General features: G+C 71.5%; 16 protein-coding genes and 1 pseudogene. 8 read left to right on the top strand and 9 right to left on the bottom strand.

The features are described 5' to 3' along the window. Nucleotides 1–5 precede the first annotated feature (5 nt). Nucleotides 6–629, bottom strand: coding sequence for a hypothetical protein (locus Saso_RS30605; protein ID WP_061915639.1), 624 nt, complete (start codon nucleotides 627–629; stop codon nucleotides 6–8). Between the two features lie 158 nt (nucleotides 630–787). On the opposite strand from Saso_RS30605, the gene Saso_RS30600 reads away from it, so the two are divergent. Further along, nucleotides 788–2,107 carry a sensor histidine kinase gene (locus Saso_RS30600; protein WP_061915642.1) on the top strand — a complete coding sequence of 440 codons (1,320 nt, stop codon included), beginning with the start codon at nucleotides 788–790 and terminating at the stop codon, nucleotides 2,105–2,107. A gap of 7 nt (nucleotides 2,108–2,114) precedes the next feature. On the opposite strand, the gene Saso_RS30595 is transcribed toward Saso_RS30600, so the two are convergent. Then, on the bottom strand, nucleotides 2,115–3,149 hold the full coding sequence (locus tag Saso_RS30595) for a bile acid:sodium symporter family protein (protein ID WP_189923328.1): 1,035 nt from the start codon (nucleotides 3,147–3,149) through the stop codon (nucleotides 2,115–2,117). A gap of 648 nt (nucleotides 3,150–3,797) precedes the next feature. Here Saso_RS30595 and Saso_RS30585 point away from each other — a divergent pair. Beyond that, the gene (locus Saso_RS30585) at nucleotides 3,798–5,048 is read left to right on the top strand and encodes an MFS transporter (protein WP_189923330.1); all 1,251 of its coding nucleotides are present in this window, start codon (nucleotides 3,798–3,800) and stop codon (nucleotides 5,046–5,048) included. A gap of 126 nt (nucleotides 5,049–5,174) precedes the next feature. Here Saso_RS30585 and efeB read toward each other — a convergent pair whose 3' ends face one another. The 3 genes and pseudogenes from efeB to Saso_RS39260 all read right to left on the bottom strand — a co-directional run. Then, nucleotides 5,175–6,458 carry an iron uptake transporter deferrochelatase/peroxidase subunit gene (efeB, locus tag Saso_RS30580; RefSeq protein ID WP_189923415.1) on the bottom strand — a complete coding sequence of 428 codons (1,284 nt, stop codon included), beginning with the start codon at nucleotides 6,456–6,458 and terminating at the stop codon, nucleotides 5,175–5,177. A 56-nt stretch (nucleotides 6,459–6,514) separates the two neighbouring features. Beyond that, on the bottom strand, nucleotides 6,515–8,545 hold the full coding sequence (gene efeU, locus Saso_RS30575) for an iron uptake transporter permease EfeU (RefSeq protein WP_189923332.1): 2,031 nt from the start codon (nucleotides 8,543–8,545) through the stop codon (nucleotides 6,515–6,517). 192 nt (nucleotides 8,546–8,737) lie between these two features. Then, a pseudogene (locus Saso_RS39260) lies at nucleotides 8,738–8,839 on the bottom strand (DUF6624 domain-containing protein); the annotation flags it as partial. Between the two features lie 193 nt (nucleotides 8,840–9,032). On the opposite strand from Saso_RS39260, the gene Saso_RS30570 reads away from it, so the two are divergent. Genes Saso_RS30570 through Saso_RS30560 form a run of 3 tightly spaced genes read left to right on the top strand, consistent with a single transcriptional unit; the run spans nucleotide 9,033 to nucleotide 12,255 of the window. After that, nucleotides 9,033–9,686 carry a response regulator transcription factor gene (locus Saso_RS30570; protein WP_189923334.1) on the top strand — a complete coding sequence of 218 codons (654 nt, stop codon included), beginning with the start codon at nucleotides 9,033–9,035 and terminating at the stop codon, nucleotides 9,684–9,686. Continuing rightward, the gene (locus tag Saso_RS30565) at nucleotides 9,677–10,945 is read left to right on the top strand and encodes a sensor histidine kinase (protein WP_189923336.1); all 1,269 of its coding nucleotides are present in this window, start codon (nucleotides 9,677–9,679) and stop codon (nucleotides 10,943–10,945) included. The genes Saso_RS30570 and Saso_RS30565 overlap by 10 nt, the downstream gene beginning before the upstream one ends. A gap of 38 nt (nucleotides 10,946–10,983) precedes the next feature. Next, nucleotides 10,984–12,255 (top strand): COG4705 family protein, encoded by a 1,272-nt coding sequence (locus Saso_RS30560; RefSeq protein ID WP_189923338.1) that lies wholly within the window; start codon nucleotides 10,984–10,986, stop codon nucleotides 12,253–12,255. Nucleotides 12,256–12,566: 311 nt separating this feature from the next. Here Saso_RS30560 and Saso_RS30555 read toward each other — a convergent pair whose 3' ends face one another. The 3 genes from Saso_RS30555 to tsaD all read right to left on the bottom strand — a co-directional run bounded on the left by Saso_RS30555 (nucleotide 12,567) and on the right by tsaD (nucleotide 14,742). Then, the gene (locus Saso_RS30555; protein WP_189923340.1) at nucleotides 12,567–12,899 is read right to left on the bottom strand and encodes an antibiotic biosynthesis monooxygenase family protein; all 333 of its coding nucleotides are present in this window, start codon (nucleotides 12,897–12,899) and stop codon (nucleotides 12,567–12,569) included. A 227-nt stretch (nucleotides 12,900–13,126) separates the two neighbouring features. Further along, nucleotides 13,127–13,696: a GNAT family N-acetyltransferase gene (locus tag Saso_RS30550; protein ID WP_189923342.1), complete on the bottom strand. Its 570-nt coding sequence runs from the start codon at nucleotides 13,694–13,696 to the stop codon at nucleotides 13,127–13,129. Further along, nucleotides 13,693–14,742 (bottom strand): tRNA (adenosine(37)-N6)-threonylcarbamoyltransferase complex transferase subunit TsaD, encoded by a 1,050-nt coding sequence (gene tsaD, locus Saso_RS30545; RefSeq protein WP_189923344.1) that lies wholly within the window; start codon nucleotides 14,740–14,742, stop codon nucleotides 13,693–13,695. The genes Saso_RS30550 and tsaD overlap by 4 nt, the downstream gene beginning before the upstream one ends. A gap of 143 nt (nucleotides 14,743–14,885) precedes the next feature. Here tsaD and cbiE point away from each other — a divergent pair, with 143 nt between their 5' ends. Both cbiE and cobM read left to right on the top strand, forming a co-directional pair. Continuing rightward, complete coding sequence (gene cbiE / locus Saso_RS30540) at nucleotides 14,886–16,148, top strand: precorrin-6y C5,15-methyltransferase (decarboxylating) subunit CbiE (RefSeq protein ID WP_189923346.1); 1,263 nt, start codon at nucleotides 14,886–14,888, stop codon at nucleotides 16,146–16,148. Next, nucleotides 16,145–16,894, top strand: coding sequence for a precorrin-4 C(11)-methyltransferase (gene cobM, locus Saso_RS30535; RefSeq protein ID WP_189923348.1), 750 nt, complete (start codon nucleotides 16,145–16,147; stop codon nucleotides 16,892–16,894). The genes cbiE and cobM overlap by 4 nt, the downstream gene beginning before the upstream one ends. Before the next feature lie 348 nt (nucleotides 16,895–17,242). Here the strand turns inward: cobM and Saso_RS30530 are convergent, their stop codons facing one another. Then, entirely contained in the window at nucleotides 17,243–18,409 is a 1,167-nt protein-coding gene (locus tag Saso_RS30530; protein ID WP_189923350.1) for a cobalt-precorrin-5B (C(1))-methyltransferase, read from the bottom strand. A gap of 18 nt (nucleotides 18,410–18,427) precedes the next feature. Between Saso_RS30530 and Saso_RS30525 the strand changes: the two genes are divergently transcribed. Beyond that, nucleotides 18,428–19,192 carry a cobalt-precorrin-6A reductase gene (locus tag Saso_RS30525; RefSeq protein WP_189923352.1) on the top strand — a complete coding sequence of 255 codons (765 nt, stop codon included), beginning with the start codon at nucleotides 18,428–18,430 and terminating at the stop codon, nucleotides 19,190–19,192. Nucleotides 19,193–19,284: the final 92 nt, after the last annotated feature.

Genomic DNA, 19,284 nt, shown 5'->3' with positions numbered 1-19,284 from the left:
CGCACTCACCGCCACGCGAACGAGTCGCTGACGATCCGCCACGGGTCGACGTTGTCGGCGTTGACCGGGCCGGACAGCGTCAGGTCCACCTCGTGGCCCTGCCGGTAGAAGGCGTACCGCTCGAACGCGTCGCGCACCACCTTGCCGGTGACCGGGTCCTTGGCCGAGTCGCCCTGGTAGGCGAGGAGGACGACGGGGCCCGCTTTACGGGTCACCTGCGACACCTTCGGCGATGCGAACTTCGGCACCTGCCCGCGCAGTCGAGGTACGACCGTGTTCTTGACGGAGGTGACGGTCGGGGCGGTGGAGGCGTTGGCCGTGGCGATGGTGACGCTGTTCAGCTTGTCCGTGAAGACGGTCGTTGCGCCCTTGTCGGTGCGGGCCCAACCCTCCGGTACCTTCACCGTGAATCCGGTGAAGCCGCCGGTGGGACGGTAGGCCACGAACACCTGGTTGTCGGGGATGTCGCCGGGCGGGTTCGACTCGGTGGGGGCCGGGTTCGCCGCCCGCACCGGGGCCGTCGAACCCGAGCCGGAATGCGCCCCGGACGACGATCCGGAACACCCCGCGATCACGGCCGCGACCACCGTCACTGCGACGAGGCCGGCGGAGATACGTTTGTACGACATGCCACTGCCCTCCCGAGCTACTGCCGGGTCCTGCTCTCCTGCCATGTCACCGACGCTAGAGAGCCGTCGGTTAACGCCCCGCACGCCGACGGTTAGACGACGGCAAAAGCGCGTGGCGCACCGCCCACGGACCGGCCGGGCGCCCGCAGGATGGGGGCATGAGACAGCGCGTGGTGCGAGTCGCCCTCACCGCCGCCCTGGTCGCCGTCGTCCTCCTCGCCGTCCCGCTGGCCCTGGCGATCAGGTCGTCCCTCTACGCCGACCAGCGCGACACCCTGGAGCGGGCGGCTCTGTCGGGGGCGGTACGCGTCAGCCCGGACTACGCGACCGGCGACCCCGTGGAACTGCCCGCGCCACCGCCCGACGGCGGTCTCGGTCTGTACGACCCCTCGCTGCGGCTGCGGGCCGGCACCGGCCCCCGCACCGGCGACGCGGCCGTGCGACGGGCGCTGGCCGCGGAGGTGGTGCGCGGCCGGCCGGGCGGCGACCTGGTCGTCGCGGTACCCGTCTCGCACGCCGAGCGGGTGATCGGCGTCGTACGGGCCTCCTCGCCCGCAGCCGCCGTACGCCACCGGGTCCTGATCGCCTGGGCGGTCCTCGCCGGGGTCTGCGCCCTCGCGCTGACCGTGGCCGTCCTCGTCGCCCGCAGGCAGGCGCGGGTGCTGGCCGCGCCGCTGGAGGACCTCTCCCGGCACTGCCGGGCCGTCACCGCAGGCGACCTGAGCGCCCGGGCCGCGCCCAGCAGCGTCGCCGAGATCGACCAGGTCGCGCGGACCCACAACGAGATGCTGCACAGCCTGACCGAACTCCTGCGCCACGAGCGCGACTTCACCGCCAACGCCTCCCACCAGCTGCGCACCCCGCTCGCCGGGCTGCAGCTCACCCTGGAGGCGGGGATTGCCCAGGACGACGACGCCCGGCTGCGGCCCGCCCTGGAGGAGGCCCTGGCCACCACACGCCGCCTGCACCGGACGGTGGAGGAGGTGCTGCGCCTGTCCCGCTCCCACGGCCTGCCGCGTCGGCCCGCCCCCGACACGCCCGTGTCGCAGCTGCTGCGCGAGACCGAGGAGCGCTGGCACGGACTGTTCGCCCGCGACGGCAGACGCCTGGAGGCCGCGGTCCTCGAGACGGGGGACGACGTTCGCGTCCTCGGCGCCCCCGTCACCGAGATCCTCGGCGTCCTGCTGGAGAACGCGCGCGTCCACGGGCGCGGCACCGTGCGCCTCACGGCCCGCGACCTCGGGGAGGCCGTCGCTTTCGATGTGACCGACGAGGGCGCGGTGGACGGCGAGGCGTCCCGGCTGTTCGACCGCGGCCGCACCGGCGCGGGGGAGGGCTCCGGCATCGGCCTGTCCCTCGCCCGCGATCTGGCCGTGTCCCTGGGCGGCAGACTCTCCCTGACCAGCCGCCGTCCAGCCGCCTTCACCCTGCTCGTCCCCGTACGCCGCGAGGAGCCCGGCTCCGAGGGCGACGGCTGAGGAGGGTTCAGGCGCCTGCTGCGGTGGGAGCCGGTCGCAGCCGGGTGACGATCCGGTTCGCGGCAATCTTCTGCAGCAGCCCGTAGGCGAGGACCGGCAGCAGCAGGTGCGGTTTGTCGGGCAGGGACGTGGTGATCAGCACCGCGCTGGCGCTGCTGTTGTTCATGCCGCAGGCGAGCGTCAGCGACGAGGCGGTCCCCGCCTCCAGCCGCAGGAAGTGGGCGGCGACCCGGCCGAGGACGAAGGAGAGCAGGCAGACCAGGGCGGCCACGGCCAGGGCAGCGGCGAGCAGGAGCGGTCGTGGCCGTGTGAGGACGGATCCGAGGGCGCCGCTGGCGTTGACGTAGGTCAGGACCAGCGAACCGGCCATGGCCGACGGCGTCACCGTCGTGACCAGGCGGCCCAGCCATCGCGCGGGCAGGACGAGTGCACCCAACAAGCCCGCCGCGCAGGGAAGGACCACGGCGGTGAGGGCGAAGTCACCCTGGGTCAGCCGGCCGGTCGCGGCGAGGGTGTGCGCGTAGCCGCCGCTGAGCAGCGGCGACAGCGTCGCCAGCAACACGGGGGTGGTCAGCGGGCTGAGGAGGGTGGAGGCCAGGACGAGACCCACCATGGTCGGCTGATCTCCGTCGCCCTTGTCGGTCCACACGGTCGCCCCGGCGGCGACGGGCATCGCCACGACGAGGATCATCGCGGTGAGCAGTCCGCTGCCGCCGTCGGCGTCCGGGGTGCGCCGCAGCAGGAGGGCGACGAGCGGCACGACCGCCAGTGGGATCGCCAGGTGCAGCACGAGGCCGGAGAGCAGGGCCTTCGGACGCCGCAGCAGGGCGCCCAGCGCGCGGACGGGGACCTGGAGCCCGGCCGAGAACAGCACCAGGGACAGCAGGAGCGGTGCGGTGTGCACTGTCAGGTGCGACGGCGGCAAGTGGTGGGGGCGGCGCAGCCACAGGCCGGGGGCGGGCAGGACCAGGGCGAGGGCGTAGGACAGGACGACGGCGCGGCCGAGCCGGTGCCGCAGCCAGGACGCGGCGCTGGTGTGCATGGCCCCATCGTGATCAGGCCGGACGCGGCGGGCCGGGAAAGCCGCGCGGCAGTCAGGATGCGTTCAGGTAACCGCTGGCAACGTCCTGCCCATGACCTACGAACTCTCCGAGCCTCCCGAGGCCGAACCCGGCACGAGTGCCTCCGCTCGCCCTTTCCACCGTCCGCGCTGAAACAAGCTCCCCGAGGTCACCGCCTACTTCTGGATCACCAAGGCAGCGCTGGTAACAGGCGTCCTGGTGGTGCTGGTGGCCCTGATGCGGGTGCCCGTCGTGCCGAACGTGCTCCTGTTCCGGATCGCCTTCGTGCTGATTCGCCCGCTCGGCGCGACAGCCGGAATTTCCTGACCAAGCCGATCGCGAAGGGCGGTCTCGACCTCGGTACGGCGGGTGCGTCGGCCGTGCTGTTGGCCGTACTGGTCGGTCGGACGGGTTACGCCCACACTCAGGAGCACCGCAGTCTCGCCCTGTTTGCGGCCCTGCATCCTGTCCTGCGCCCGCTTCCCCACCTGACTGCTGCAGCGTGTCGAGAGAAGATGCGTCTGCCGGATCGTCCGGTGAAGAGGAAAGCGCCCCCCCCCAGGAGGTGGTCCGGCGTCCAAGAAGCCATGTCCGGCCTGCCGGGCACGCGACACCCTCGGGAGAAGTCCATGAAGCCTGCCCGCACCACGTCCGCCACGCCCGAGCCGTCGAACCCACCTGCCCGGGAGCTCTCAGCGTGGCGGTTCGTGGCGGTGTTCGGGGGCGTCAGTCTGCTGATGGACTTCGTCTACGAGGGCGCTCGTTCCGTCACTGGCCCGCTGCTCGCTCACCTGGGCGCCTCCGCGGCTGTGGTCGGCGTGGTCACGGGGGCGGGCGAGGCCGCCGCGCTCGGACTGCGTCTGGTTTCGGGACCGCTGGCCGACCGTAGCCGCCGGTTCTGGGCATGGACGATCGCCGGATACGTGCTGACCGCGGCCACCGTCCCGGTGCTCGGCCTGACCGGACTGCTGTGGGTGGCCTGCACCCTGGTGATCGCGGAACGCGTCGGCAAGGCCGTGCGCTCCCCTGCCAAGGACACCCTGCTCTCGCACGCCACCGCCGCCACCGGAAGAGGCCGTGGCTTCGCGGTCCACGAGGCGATGGACCAGGTCGGCGCTCTTGTCGGCCCGCTCACCGTGGCCGGGGTCCTCGCCCTCACCGGCGACGACTACGCCCCGGCGCTCGGGCTGCTTGCGCTGCCCGGCGTGGCCGCTGTCGCGCTGCTGCTCTGGTTGCGTGCCAGGGTTCCCGATCCGGTCGGCTACGAGACCACCATCGGCACGGCGGCGCCCGGGGAGCCGCCTCCTGCCGGGTCCCGGGAGAGCAAGCTGCCGCGGGCCTTCTGGGCCTACGCGGTCTTCACCGCCGCGACCCTGACCGGTTTCGCCACCTTTGGTGTGCTCTCCTACCACCTGGTCGTCCGGCACTTGATGCCGACCGCTATGGTGCCGGTGCTGTACGCGGCGGCCATGGCCGCGGACGCGGTGGCGGCGCTGGCCACTGGCTGGCTGTACGACCGGTTCGGCGCCCAGGTCCTGGTCGTCCTGCCGCTGCTGTCCGCCGCCGTTCCGGCCCTGGCCTTCACCGACACGGTGGGAGTGGCCGTGGCGGGGGCGCTGGTGTGGGGCGCCGCGGTCGGCGTTCAGGAGTCCACGCTGCGTGCCACCGTCGCCGACCTCGTACCCGTGGGACGCCGGGCCACCGCATACGGCGTCTTCGCCGGGATCATGGGAGCGGCCGCGTTGGTCGGCGGCGCCTTGGCCGGGGTCCTGTACGACATCTCCATCCCGCTTCTGATCGTCGTCGTCGCAGGCATCCAGACCGCCGCGCTCGTTCTGCTGTGGGTCACCCGGGCCGTGCGCTCCACGCCCGCCCACTGAGTGGTGAACGTTCGAACAGGCACCGGGCATTCTGGTCACCACGCCGCTGCGCGGCCGGGCATGGAGCGACGGACACCTGCGAAAGCCGGGGCGGCAGGGCAAAAGGACGAGCTTGAGGAATCCGTGTCAGCTCACGAGCATCCCGCGGCCGAACCAGTCCTTGGTGTCGCGGACTCCGGGCAGGGCGAAGAAGTAGCCGCCGCCGGTGGGTGAGATGTAGTCGACGAGGGGTTCGTCGATCAGCCGGGTCTGGGTGGCCTCGAACTGGCGCTTGACGTCCTGCTGGTAGCAGCAGAAGACCAGGCCCATGTCGAGGTTGCCGACATCGTCGATTCCGCGGTCGTAGTTGTAGCCGCGGCGCAGGATGCGGGAGTCGTCCGTGGCGGCGGTGCGTGGGTTGGCGAGGCGGATGTGGGCGTCGAGGGGGATCGCGTTGCCGTGCGGATCCTTGGCGTAGTTGGGGACATCGGTCTCCTTGACGCCGTCGAGCGGGGCGCCGGTGTCCTTGCGGCGGCCGAACATCTTCTCCTGCTCGGTGAGGGACACCCGGTCCCAGAACTCGACGAGCATGCGGATGATCCGTATGACCTGGTAGCTGCCGCCCCTGGCCCATGCGGGCTCGCCGGCGCCGCCCCCGACCCATATGAGGCGGTTGCTTTCTCGGGACGAGGCGACGTCTGGGTTGGCGATGCCGTCCTTGAAGCCGAGCAGGTTGCGCTGGGCGCCAATGGGGCGGGGCGTGTTCTGGAAGCCGTCGATGCGCCACTTGATCTGCATGGCCCCACGGGTGTGCCGGGCGATGTCGCGCAACGCGTGCAGGACGGTGTCCTGACGGTTGGCGCAGATCTGCAGGGACACGTCGCCGTGGCACTCGGCGGGCTTGAGGTTGTCGTTGGGGAAGGTCCGCATGGGAGTCAGGCGGCGGGGCTTGGCCGTGGCGAGGCCGTAGCGGTCGTCGAAGAGGGATGCGCCGACGCCGACCGTGATGGTCAGGCCGTCGGCGGGGACGGTCGGGCCGAGGATGCCGCTGTCGGAGGGCGGGGCGCCGACGCCGAGGTCGGCGGGGGTGCCGCCGGAGGTCAGGAAGCGGGCCCGGCTGGTGAGCGTCTTCAGCAACTCCACCAACTGCGCGCGGTCGTCGGCGATGACGGTGAAGGAGACGAAGGTGGCAGCGGCCGGCGCCGGGGTGATGATGCCGGCCTGGTGGAGGCCGTGGAAGGGCACTTCGGCGGCGTTCTCCGTCTGCGAGGCCGCCTGTGCGGTGCCACCGCCGCTCTCGGCGAGCGCGAGCCCGCCGCCGGCCAGAACCGCGCCGGCCGCTCCGGCGCCGAGGGCCGTCTTCACGAAGGAGCGGCGGTCGGCGCCGGCCGGGCAGCCACCCTGCGGGGCGGGGGTTTCGGCGGACGGCATGGGGGCGTTCCCTTCGGTGCGGGCGAGGTAGTCGATGCGGTGGTGTGCGGTGGTCATCAGGCGGACTTCCGGATCTCCAGCAGGTCCGGGACGGGGGAGAGGTCCTCCAGCAGCTGGCCGGTGGCCCCGTTGACGCGGGCGCGGGCGGTGGCGCCGAGCTGTCCGACGGGGGTCCAGTGGCTGCCATGGTGGGCGGAGTCCAGGAGCTTTTGCAGTCGTGCGACGTCTGCGTCGACGGTCGGCAGCAGGTGCGGAGAGCGTCTGGTGAGCAGCGGCCTGAGGACGGTGAGCAGCTCGCGGGTGCCGGCGAGGTTGGCGTCGGCGGTGGCGAGGTTGGTGTGGCTGCCCTCGTCCGTGTCGCCGGTCAGCTCGAACTGCAGTGTGTTCTCGAGGACCTCGTGGGCGCGCAGTGGCAGGTCGGACGGGTCGAAGTCCTGGTGCGGGAAGGCTTTCCGCAGGCCGGCGGCGTCGGCGGCCAGTCGCTGGGCCGGCGCGGTGAGCGAGGCGGCGGGCTCGCCGTGCCACAGGCCGTACTCGATGCGGTGGAAGCCGGTGAAGTCCTTGTCGTGCACTCCACCGGTCAGGCCGTCGGCCCTTCCGTCGATCTTCCGGTCGAAGTCCTCGAAGGTGCCGTAGGCGGCGCCGAGGGAGGCGTAGGTGCGGTGCGCGGTGAGCCAGTCGGTGCGGGCCTGGCCGAGGTGGTTGTGCCTGATGTCGTCGGCCAGGGTGCGGGTCTGGGGCACGAGAGCGGCCAGGCCCTCGTCGACGTACGTCCGGTACTGCGCGAGCGGGCCGGAGAGGTCGTGTTCCGAGACCGGGACGACCGCCTTCGCAGCCCCGCCACCGGTGACGCGGACGGCCTCGGAGGTGACCGCGGTTCCGCCGCTGGGCACGCACCGCCAGGCGTATGCGCCGCCGGCGACAGTGGCGACCAGGGCGCGGGTGGTGCCGGGGGCGAGGCCCTCGATCTCGCCGTAGACAGCGTTCGTGGCCGGGTCGATGAGGTACACCTCGGCGGTCTTGTCGCCGGTGTTGTGCATCTGGAAGGTCTGCCGGCCGGGCCTGGGCGCGGTGAAACCCTCGCCGCAGTCCTTCTCCGAGACGGCGACGGTCTGGGCGGCGCCGGGCTTGGGGCGGCCGAAGGCGACGGCGAGGCCCGCGAGGAGCGCGGGGACGGTGACGACGGCGACGGGAACCACCCAGGCAGGGCGGCGCCGCGGGGGCGTCGGGGCGTCCGGGGCCGGTGCCGCCTTGCCGGAGGCCGGCTTCGGCGCCGTGGCGCGCAGGCCGCGCACGAACAGCGTCATGACCACGGCGAGATAGCCGGCGTAACCGAAGACCTGCAGCCAGGTCATGGTCGGCGTCAGGTTGAACACGCCCTGCACCAGCGTGCTGTACCAGGAGCCGGCGTCGATACTGCCGCTCAGGTCGACCGCGTAGGCCGCCTTGCCGGGCAGCACTCCGCCCTCTTGCAGGTCGCGCAGCCCATAGCCGAGAACGCCGGCTGCGATCACGATCAGGACCGCTCCGGTGGCGGTGAAGAACTTCGTCAGGTTGATCTTCAGGACCCGCCGGTACAAGCCCCAGCACAGGGCGGCCGAAAGGATCAGCCCGATGGCGGCGCCGGTCAGAGGGCCGGAGGACTCGCCGGCCGCCTGGGCCGTGGTCCACAGGAACAGCGCGGTCTCCAGACCCTCCCGGCCCACGGCGAGGAAGGAGGTGAGGATCAGCACACCCGAGCCCATGGCCAGGGCTCCGGTGATCTTCTCCTTTATCTCACCGGACAGGCTGCGGGCCGAGCGGCGCATCCAGAACACCATGGCGGTGACGAACGCGACAGCGATCACGCTGAGGGTGCCGCCGAAGGCTTCCTGCGCGGTGGCCGACAGGGAGGCCGCGGTGAAGGTGAGGACCGCGCCGAAACTCATGGCGAGCGTTATCGCCGCGAGTACGCCCGTCCACACCTGCGGCAGCCGGGAGCGGGCATCCGCCCGCACAAGGGTCGCGACGAGGATGGAGACGATGAGTCCTGCTTCGAGCCCCTCCCGCAGCCCGATCAGGAAACTCGGAAACGCGTCATCCCACATGCGACCCTCCCCGGGCGGCCTCCGTACGAGCAGCGCCCATTAGCGTAGGCAACCCTAACTAAGGCTGGACCATCATGACTACAGATCTGTAGTCAGATGGTCATGGAGCAGTAATGCAGGGGTAAAACCCGGGAGCTCTTTCAGTGCGGTCTGCGGGACGACGTCGCCTTCGCCCGGCCCGGTGTCACCGACCGGGACATTGCCGACTTCCGTACGGAGTTCGTCCGTGCGCTCGGGTTCTTCACAGGGCCATGAAACCGGCGCCCCGTCCTTCACGCCGGCGATCTGAGTCCCTGGACCTGCTTGCGGCCGTGCGCGCAAGCTGCCGCAGCATGTCCTCGCGGTGCGACAGGCGTCGATACCTGTGACCGTATGGTTCTATGCGGGTCGGCCCGCACGTGGGGCCGTCAACAGTGGCCTGCTCCCCACCCTCAGCGGCTGACCAGGGAAGATGGAGAACTGGGACGGGAGTATCTAGGGTCGGCGCGTGGCTTTCATCATGGTGTGTGAAGACGACGCGGCGGTCCGCGGCGTCCTCAAGCGCGCCCTGGAGCACGACGGGCACACCGTCTCCGTCGCCGCCACGGCCGACAGCCTGCTGCGGCAGCTCGCACCGGCGCCCCACCTGGTCGTCCTGGATCTCGGCCTCCCGGACGCCGACGGCCGAGACGTCTGCCTGGCCCTGCGGGCTCGCGGCGTCGACGCGCCGGTGTTGATGCTCACCGCCCTGGACGGCCTGCATCACAAGGTGGGCGGCTTCGAGGCCGGCGCCGACGACTACATGACCAAACCCTTCGACATCCCGGAACTGCTGGTCCGCGTCCGGGCGCTGCTGCGCCGGGCCACCGTGGTGCCCGCACCGCGCGAGGTCGTCCTGGATCCAGCGAAGCACGTGGTGACCTACCATTCGGTGAGCATGAGCCTGACCCCGACGGAGTTCCGGCTGCTGGGCCGTTTGATCGCCTCGCAGGGCGACGCGGTACGCCGCCACGCGCTCGTCGCTGCCGGCTGGCCGCACGGGGCGCAGGTCAGCGACAACACCCTCGACTCCTATGTGCGCCGGCTGCGGGCGAAGCTCGGTTCGCTGGGTGTGGCCGAGCGTCTGGCGACCGTCCGCGGCGTGGGCTACCGATGGCAGTGACGGGATTCCGTAAGCGGGTCGTCGCACTCACCGTGCTGATCGCCACCGCCGTGGTCGCGATCCTGGTCGTGGTCTCGCACGTACTGCTGAGCCGGGTGACGGACGCCGACGCGCACGATCTGGCACATACGCGCGCCGAGGCGGTGGCGGCGACCGTCACCGACAAGGGCGGCCGTGTCGTACTCACGGAGAACAGCAGCGAGGCGCTCGACGAGGTCGCCTGGGTGTATGCCGACGGCAGCCTGATCGACGGAAACGTCCCGCCGAGCCTGGTCGATCGCGTCGAGGAGCTCGCGGGCTCGGGGCGATCGCAGACCGTGTCGGTCGGCGATCACCTCCTGTACGCGCGGCAGATCCCGATCCACGGCCACCACGCCATGGTGATCGTCCGGGTGGACCTCACGCCCTACGAGACGTCCGAGCAGCGCAGCCTGACCTTGTCCCTGGTACTGGGCGGCCTCACGATTCTCCTCGCCGGCGGGGTCGCACACCTCGTGGTGCGCCGCGCGCTGCGGGTCGTGCACGAGATGGCCGCCCTCGCCGACGACTGGGGCCAGCACGAACCCGGGCGCCGCTTCAACCTCGGCGTCCCCCGCGACGAGTTCGGGGAACTGGGGCGGACCCTGGACCACCTCCTGGAGCGCGTCGACAACGCGCTGGCGGACGAGCGCCGGCTCACCGACGAGATCGCCCACGAGCTGCGGACACCGCTCACGGTCCTGCGGGCCGAGGCACAGCTGGCGCAGCTGTCCGGCGAGCCGGTGCCGACGGAGGCGGTGCTGAGCGAGGTCGACCGCCTCGATACGGCGATCACGACGCTGCTGCGCGCCGCCCGCGCACGGACGGACGAGGGGACCCGGTGCGACCTGCGCTCCGCCGCACGGCAGGCGATCGCCGGCCGTGCGGTCGAGGTCGCCTTCCCCCCGAAGGTCGAGGTCGCCGTGGCGGCCGACGTCGCCGTGTCGCTGCTGTCACCCCTGCTGGACAACGGCCTGCGGCATGCGAAGTCCCGGGTGTGGATCACCGCGCGCAACCAGGGCGAGGCCATCGTGGTCGATGTCCTGGACGACGGCCCGGGATTCGATCCCGCGGACGTCGACCGGGTCTTCGAAGCGGGGGTGACCGGTGGCGGCGGGTACGGGCTGGGGCTGCCGGTGGTGAGGCGCATCGCCGCCTCGGCCGGTGTGGAGGTCCGCGCGATCGCGGACGGCCGCGGGCATGTCGAGGTGACACTCCCGGCCGCCCGTGCAGCCGCGTAGTCAGGTTAAGTGCAGATTCCCCGCGTCAACCTTCTCGCATGACAACGGCAACGGAAGCACGCGCGCGCAGCGGGCGTCTCATGCTCAACAAGGTTCCCGAGGTCACCGTCTGGTTCTGGGTGATCAAGGTCCTGTGCACGACCGTCGGTGAGAGCTTCGCCGACTGGATCAACATGAAGCTGGGCGTCGGCCTGGTGAACACGGCCTGGATCTTCACCGCGGTGTTCGTGGTGGTCCTGGTCGTCCAGCTGCGGCTGAAGCGGTACGTCCCGTTCCCCTACTGGCTGACCGTGGTCGTCGTCAGCGTCACCGGCACCCTGTACACCGACATCCTGACCGACCAGCTCAATGTGCCGCTGTGGATCAGTTCCGCGGTCTTCTCGGTGCTGCTCGCGGCGGTCTTCGGCGTGTGGTGGGCGCGGGAGCGCACACTGTCGATCCACTCGGTCACCACGCTTCCGCGGGAGTCGTTCTACTGGCTCGCCGTTCTCGTCACCTTCGCGCTCGGCACCGCGACCGGCGACTGGACCTTGGAACTGACCGGCTGGAGCCCGGGAGTCTCGGTCCTGCTGCCGCTCGGCCTCATCGCGGCGATCACCGCGCTGTGGAAGTTCGGCGCCAACCCGGTGCTGTCCTTCTGGCTCGCCTACATCCTGACCCGCCCGCTGGGCGCGAACATCGGCGACTGGCTCGCCTCCCCCAAGGTCGCCCAGCCGGGCGAACCGACCGGTCTCGACCTGGGCACGTTCACCACCAGCCTGATCTTCCTCGGCCTCATTCTGGCGACGGTGGTCTACCTGACGGTGACGCGCTCTGACGTGACCGAGACCCACGAGGCGACCCACGCCGCACACACCACCGGCGACCCGCGCAAGGAGCGCGTCGCGCTGGCCGGCTTCGGACTGCTCGCCGTCGCCACCGCGGGCCTGCTCGTCTGGGCCCATGGCCAGCCGCACGTCGGCCCGGCGCCGGAGGAGGACAACACCTCCGCCGTCCAGATGGCGCCCGGCCAGGCGGTGAAGAAGTTCCCGCCAGCCAAGGTCGCCGCGCTGAAAACCCTCGCCTCCACCTCGCTCAAGGACGCACGCTCGGGGAACGCCAAGGGCGCCCACGCGGCCGCCCAGAAGCTGCGTGACCTGTGGGACGCCGACCAGGCATCGCTGCAGCCGCTGGACCAGACCGGCTGGACCTCCATCGACGCCCAGATGGACAAGATGCTCAAGACGTTCGGCATCGACCACTCGAACCCGCCGATGTCGCCTGCGCAGCAGGAGAAGGAACTGAACACCCTGCTGACGGACATGGGCTGACAGGCCGCACAGCGCCCCGGCCGGGCAGGCTCGGTGTACCGAGGCAGCGCAGAGAACCGCCATTCCTCGGCACACGCCCGGGAGCCTCGGACACCGCAGTGCGGCCGCAGCCTCGCGTGGGGCGGTCGCTGACCGGATGGCGTGGGCCGAATGGTGCCCTCCGCAGGTCCAGCGGAAGCGCCATTCTGATGCGCTGATGCTGCTGCATCTCACATCTGCCGGTCGCGCAGCGCTCTGGCCGGACGGCCGGCGTGAGTCGCCGCGGAGCGGCTGTGAACGCATCGCGCTGGTAGGGCCGTAGGGACGGCCTGCTATTCCGGATGGACCGACACTACCGAGAAGAGTCGCGGTTGCACGTCCGACGCGATCTTGGCGGCCTGGTCCATGTGGACGCGGGCCTCGGGGTTGTCGAGCATCGCCCTGTAGTGCTCCTCGCTCTCCCACTGGGCGTAGTTGACCACCCGCTCGCCGTCGAGGGAGGCGTGGAAGTTGGCGCAGACGAAGCCGGGTTGGTGCTTCATGGTCTCCTCCGTCGCGCGGGCGAGCAGCTCGATCAGCTCCTCCTGGCGGTCGGGGGAGACCGTGAACACGTTGATGAGGGTGGCCACAGGGCGGGTGGTGTCGACCTGAACGGTAACAGTCATGTAGTTACTACTCCCCTTACGGCTGTGGGGTTGTTGCTTTCGGCTGCTGCATTCGCTCGAACGGATGCGAGCCGCAAGACTGCGGTAATGGGCGAGAGTTGTCGGTCCGGACTCCGGGACGTGCCGCGTACTGGACGCCGATGAGGGCCAGTTGTGCCAATCCGCCGCCCCGGAGTCTGTTCCGATCATCATGACTCCAGGGCACTCGGCACGGCGGGCTCCGGGGGCTACAAAGGCTGGACGGCCAGGGCTCGGGCGGGGTGGCGGGGGCCGAGGAACACCGCGATGCCGTGGCCGTCGGGGGAGGGGTGGGTGGCCTGGGTCCAGCCCTGGCGACGGTAGAAGGCCATGGCCCGGGGCGACTTGAGGGAGGTGAGCAGCCAGGCGCGGCCGTCCGGCGCGTCCTCGGTCACCGCTCGTAGGAGGCCGGCAGCGATTCCGGTGCCATGGACGGTGGAACGGACGGCGAGTTCATCGATCTCACGGGCACCGCACAGCCACTCCTCGGTGCGGCTCGGGCCCAGACCGGCGGCCGCTTGCGGATGGCAACGGTCGACCGGGAAGGGGGTGGGAGTGGCCCAGGCGGTCGCGAAACCCACGATGTCCGGCCCGTCGAAGGCGAGCGCTGCGGTGAACCCCGGACGCCGTACGTCCGAGCCGAGCCGTGCGACGAAGGCGTCCGCCCTTTCCTCGTCCTCGTTCCAGGGCGGCGCGCAGAACGCGTCGGCGTAGACGGAGCGCAGGGCCGCGCTGTGAGGCAGGAGAGCGTCGTACGGGACGACATGGATGTCCGTCACGCCGCCACCGCTCCGGCCACGACCGGATGCAGGGCCGCGCACTGAAGCGGTGCTGACGGGTCGATCGACACGTCCAGCGGGGCCGGCTCGGCCCCGGCCCGTACGAGGAGGTCGCCGACGGCGGCGATCATCGCGCCGTTGTCCGTGCACAGGCTGAGCGGCGGCACCCGCAGCGTGATGCCGGCCGCCCGGCAGCGCTCCTCGGCCAGCGTCCGCACCCTGGAGTTCGCGGCGACCCCGCCGACTACGACCAGCGTGCCGACCCCGTGCTCCACACAGGCGGCCACGGCCTTGCGGGTCAGGACGTCGGCGACCGCCTCCTGCAGTGACGCGGCCCCGTCGTGGACGGGCAGCTCACGACCGGCGTGGGACTCGGCCCAGCGGGCCGCCGCCGTCTTCAGTCCCGAGAAGGAGAAGTCGTACGACCCCGGAAGCGGGCGCGGGAAGGGAACGGCGCCGGGGTCGCCCTCGCGGGCGGCCCGGTCGATGGCCGGACCGCCGGGGTACGGCAGTCCGAAGACGCGCGCGACCTTGTCGAAGCACTCACCGGCGGCGTCGTCGAGGGTGTCGCCGAGATGGGCGATCGGATCGCGGGCCAGGTCGCGCACGAGGAGCAGCGAGGTGTGGCCGCCGGAGACGATCAGCACCATGCACGGGTCGGGCAGCGGCCCATGCTCCAGGGTGTCGGCGGCGACATGACCGGCCAGGTGGTGCACGCCGTGGAGCGGGACGCCGAGCGCGTAGGCGATGCCCTTCGCCCCCGCGAGGCCCACTTGAAGGGCGCCGGACAGCCCCGGGCCCGTGGTCACGGCGACCGCCCCGATGTCGGAGAGCCGCAGCCCCGCCTGGTCCAGTGCCTGACGCACCACCGGGCGCAGGGCGTGCAGGTGGGCGCGGGAGGCGATCTCGGGCACCACTCCGCCGAAGCGGGCGTGCTCGTCCATGCTCGACGCCACGGCGTGCCCGAGCAGGCGCCCGTCCCGGACGAGCCCCGCACCGGTCTCGTCACACGACGACTCGATCCCGAGCACGATCGGAGAGCCCATGCCCTCCCCTTCCTGCGGAATCTACGTTATTGCGAACAGTGTGCAATAAGATTCGACCGGATGTGAACCCGGACTCGGTAGCACGGGTGATCGCTTAGTAGAGTGCGCGCCTGTCGCACCCCTGAACTCCGAGGTAGCCAGCAGTGACCCCCGCCCCACAAGGCCCGCCCTCCGCCGTCACCGTCGTCGGGACAGGAGCCGACGGCTGGTCGGGCCTGGCCGAACCCTCCCGCGCGGAACTGCGCCGTGCCGACGTTCTCATCGGGGGTCCGCGCCATCTGGACCTGCTGCCCACCGAGTGCGCCGGCGAGCGCGTCGCCTGGCCCTCACCCCTGCGCCCCGCCGTCCCCCGCCTGCTCGCCGCTCACGCCGGCCGCCGTATCGCCGTCCTGGCCACCGGTGACCCGATGTTCTACGGCATCGGACGCACGCTCGCCGAAGAGGTCGACGCACTGCGCGTCCTTCCTCACCCGTCATCCGTGTCCTATGCCGCCGCCTGGCTGGGCTGGCCGCTGGAGGACGTCGAGGTCGTCACCCTGGTGGGCCGCCCCACCGCCCGCCTCGCCGCCGCCCTGCACGACGGCCGGCGACTCCTTGTCCTGAGCGCCGACGCCCGCACTCCCGAAGACGTCGCCGCGCTGCTCATCGACCGCGGCTTCGGACCGAGCAGGATGCGTGTCCTGGAACAACTCGGTGGCGACCGGGAGCGTGTGACCGCCGAGACCACTGCCGACGACTGGGCGCGGACCCAGCAGTCCGGCGATCCCCTCAACATCGTGGCCGTCGAATGCCGCCGGGCACCGGACGCCCTGCGACTCGGTGCGGTGCCGGGCCTGCCCGACGAGGCGTACGAGCACGACGGGCAGCTCACCAAGAGACACATCCGAGCCGCCACGCTCGGCGCGCTCGCCCCCGCTCCCGGCGAACTCCTGTGGGACGTCGGTGGCGGGTCGGGTTCGATCGCCATCGAGTGGATGCGCACCCACCCGTCGTGCCGGGCCGTCAGCGTCGAACGCGACCAGGTACGTGCCGAACGTATCCTCCGTAACGCGGAGCGACTCGGCGTGCCGGGACTTCGGGTGGTCACCGGTGACGCTCCGGGCGCGCTGGCCGAACTCCCCGCGCCTCACGCCGTGTTCGTCGGCGGGGGACTTACGGCCCGCGGTCTCCTCGACGCCTGCTGGGCGGCCCTGTCACCCGGCGGGCGGCTCGTCGCCAACACGGTCACGCTGGAGTCCGAGGCGCTGCTCGCCGACGCTCACCGCCGCCATGGTGGTGAGCTGGTGCGGCTCGCGGTGGCGCACGCCGTGCCCGTGGGCGGCTTCACCGGCTGGCGGCAGGCCATGCCGGTCACCCAGTGGTGCGTGCAGAAGACCCCCAACCCCCCTCCAGGAGCAGACAGATGACCGTGTACTTCATCGGCGCCGGACCCGGTGCCGCCGACCTGATCACGGTGCGCGGCGCCCGGACGCTCGCCGCCTGCCAGGTCTGCCTCTACGCGGGCAGCCTCGTCCCGCGCGATCTGCTGGCCGAGTGCCCGCCGGACGCACGCCTGGTGGACACCGCCCAGCTCGATCTGGACGAGATCACGGCCGAGTTGCTTCGCGCCCACCAGGAGGGGAACGACGTGGCCCGGCTGCACTCGGGCGACCCGTCCGTCTTCAGCGCGGTCGCCGAGCAGATGCGACGGCTCGACGCGGCCGGGATCCCCTACGAGGTCGTCCCCGGCGTTCCCGCCTTCGCAGCCGCGGCCGCCTCCCTCAAGCGGGAGCTGACCGTGCCCACCGTCGGCCAGACCGTCATCCTCACCCGCGTCGCCAACCGCGCCACCGCCATGCCGGACGGCGAGGACCTGGCCACGCTGGGCCGCAGCGGCGCGCTGATCGTGCTGCACCTGGCCGCCAAGTACGTGGACCGCGTGGTGGAGGAACTCCTCCCGCGCTACGGCGCCGACTGCCCCGCCGCGGTCGTGGCCTACGCCTCCCGCCCGGACGAGCTGATCATCCGGGGCACGCTGGAGGAGATCGCCCAGAAGGTGAAAGAGGCGGGTGTGCTGCGTACCGCGGTCATCATGGTGGGGCGGACGCTCGGAGCGGAACAGTTCCGCGACAGCCACCTGTACTCGCCGGAGCGGGAGCGTCATGGCTGCTGAGCAGGTGATTCCCGTCCTGCGGGTGAGGGACGCCGCCGAAACTGTCAGGTGATACGCACGTCTGGGCTTCACTCAGTGCACCGGTCCGAGCCGGGACTCCCCGTTTTCACCGAGGTTGCCCGAGGCCAGCTACGCGTCTTCCTCTCGGAGCACGGGGGCGACGCGCGGCCAGACACCTTGGTGTATCTGAGGGTCGCCGATATGGGCGCCGTGGCCGCCGAGTTCGGGGTCTGTGTCGAGGAGGCGCCGTGGGGGCGCGAGCTAGACTCCGCGACCCCGACGGGAACCGCATCAGGGTGGGTCTGGCCTACGAGTGACCGGCGGGCCCGGTGCCTCGGCGCGGGTGAATCATGTCACCGTACTGCGGCCCACGACCGTCCCTGCACGGTCGATGCAGATGACGTCCACCGCGACGGGCGCGCCGCGCAGCACGGCCAGCGCCTCGTCGCGGGCCGTCCTCGCCACCAGGTCGCCGAGCGGTACCCCGGCGGCCTGGCACAGCTGGAGCGCGGCGAGCCCTGTGTTCGCGTCGGCCACGACGGCGGCCAGCGTCTCGTCCGCGCCGCCCCGCCTGGCCAGTTCGGCGAGGAAGCCTTTGTCGACCTGGGAGCGGCCGGAGTGCAGGTCCAGATGGCCGGCGGCGAGCTTGGAGAGTTTGGCGAAGCCACCGCAGATCGTGAGGCGGTCCACCGGGTGCCGGCGGATGTACTTCAGCACGGCGCCCGCGAAGTCCCCCATGTCGAGCAGGGCGTCCTCGGGCAGGCCGTACTCGGCGACGACGGTCTTCTCGGACGTCGACCCGGTGCACCCGGCGACATGGGTCCGTCCGGCCGCGCGGGCCACGTCCACGCCCCGCCGGATGGAGTCGATCCAGGCCGAGCAGGAGTACGGCACGACGATGCCCGTGGTGCCGAGGATGGACAGGCCGCCGAGGATGCCGAGCCGTGGGTTCCAGGTGGAGCGGGCTATCTCCTCGCCGTGGTCGACGGAGACGGTGATCTCCACGTTGCCGCTGCCGCCGTGCCGGGCGGCCACTTCGGCGACGTGCTCGCTCATCATGCGACGGGGCACGGGATTGACCGCCGCCTCACCGACGGGCAGCGGAAGGCCGGGCCGGGTGATCGTCCCCACGCCGGGGCCCGCCCTGAAGACGACGCCACTGCCTGCGGGCAGTCGCCGGACGGTGACCCGGACCAGCGCGCCGTGCGTGACGTCGGGGTCGTCTCCCGCGTCCTTCACGATCCCCGCCATGGCGGAACTCTCGGTCAGCTCCTCGGCGGCCAGCGCGAAGGACGGCGTCTGCCCCTTGGGCAGCGTGATCGTCACCGGGTCGGGAAACTCACCGGTCAGCAGGGCGGTGTACGCGGCCGTGGTGGCCGCCGTCGCGCAGGCCCCCGTGGTCCAGCCGTGCCGCAGCCCCGTGTGCTCGAGCTGGGCGCGGCGACCGCCCTTCACCTGACCGGAACCATGCGCCCCGCCCGCCTGCACCACGTCTCGACCCTCACTGCCACTCATGAACGGACCCACCCCCTCATGCACGTACTGATCCTCGGCGGAACCACGGAAGCCCGCCGCCTTGCCGAACTCCTCCACGGCACTCCGGGGCTGAAGCTGACCAACTCCCTTGCCGGACGCGTCGCCAGCCCCAGGCTGCCCCCGGGCGAGACCCGCGTCGGCGGCTTCGGCGGGGCCGAAGGGCTGGCGGCGTGGCTGAGCGAGCAGACGGTCGACGTGATCGTCGACGCCACCCATCCCTTCGCCGGGAAGATCAGCTTCAACGCGGCACAGGCCGCTGCCGCAACCCATGTTCCCCTGCTCGCCCTGCGCCGGCCCGGCTGGGTCCCCGCCGAGGGCGACCGGTGGCACGAGGTGGGCTCGCTAGAGGAGGCAGCCCAGGCGCTGCCCGCCCTCGGCCGGCGAGTCTTCCTCACCACCGGGCGCATGGGCCTGGCGGCCTTCGCGGACCTGGAGGACCTGTGGTTTCTCGTCCGATCCGTCGATGCACCCGAGCCACCGCATCCGGCCCGCATGGAGGTACTGCTCGACCGTGGCCCCTTCACCCTCGACGGGGAGCGAGAGCTGCTGCGGCGCCACCGCATCGACGTGGTGGTCACGAAGGACAGCGGCGGGGCGGCCACGGCGCCGAAACTGACGGCTGCCCGCGAGGCGCGGTTGCCCGTGCTCGTGGTCCGCAGACCACCCGTTCCCGAGGGAGTGACCGTCTTCCCGGATCCCGAGAAGGCGGCCCAGTGGGTCCGCGAGCACCTTGAGCAGGGAGCTTTTCCGGTCATTGACTGAAACCTGGCGCCGACTTTACTGCGGCCTTCTTGTAGCTGCAACTTCTTCGCAGAAACCTGGAAGGCGCGGCTGAAAACAGCCGCTCGCCGAGA

It is taken from the genome of Streptomyces asoensis (genome assembly GCF_016860545.1).
Lineage (GTDB): Bacteria > Actinomycetota > Actinomycetes > Streptomycetales > Streptomycetaceae > Streptomyces > Streptomyces asoensis.
The sequence above is the reverse complement of the archived record's forward strand: the minus strand, read 5'-3'. Positions and strand labels throughout refer to the sequence as shown.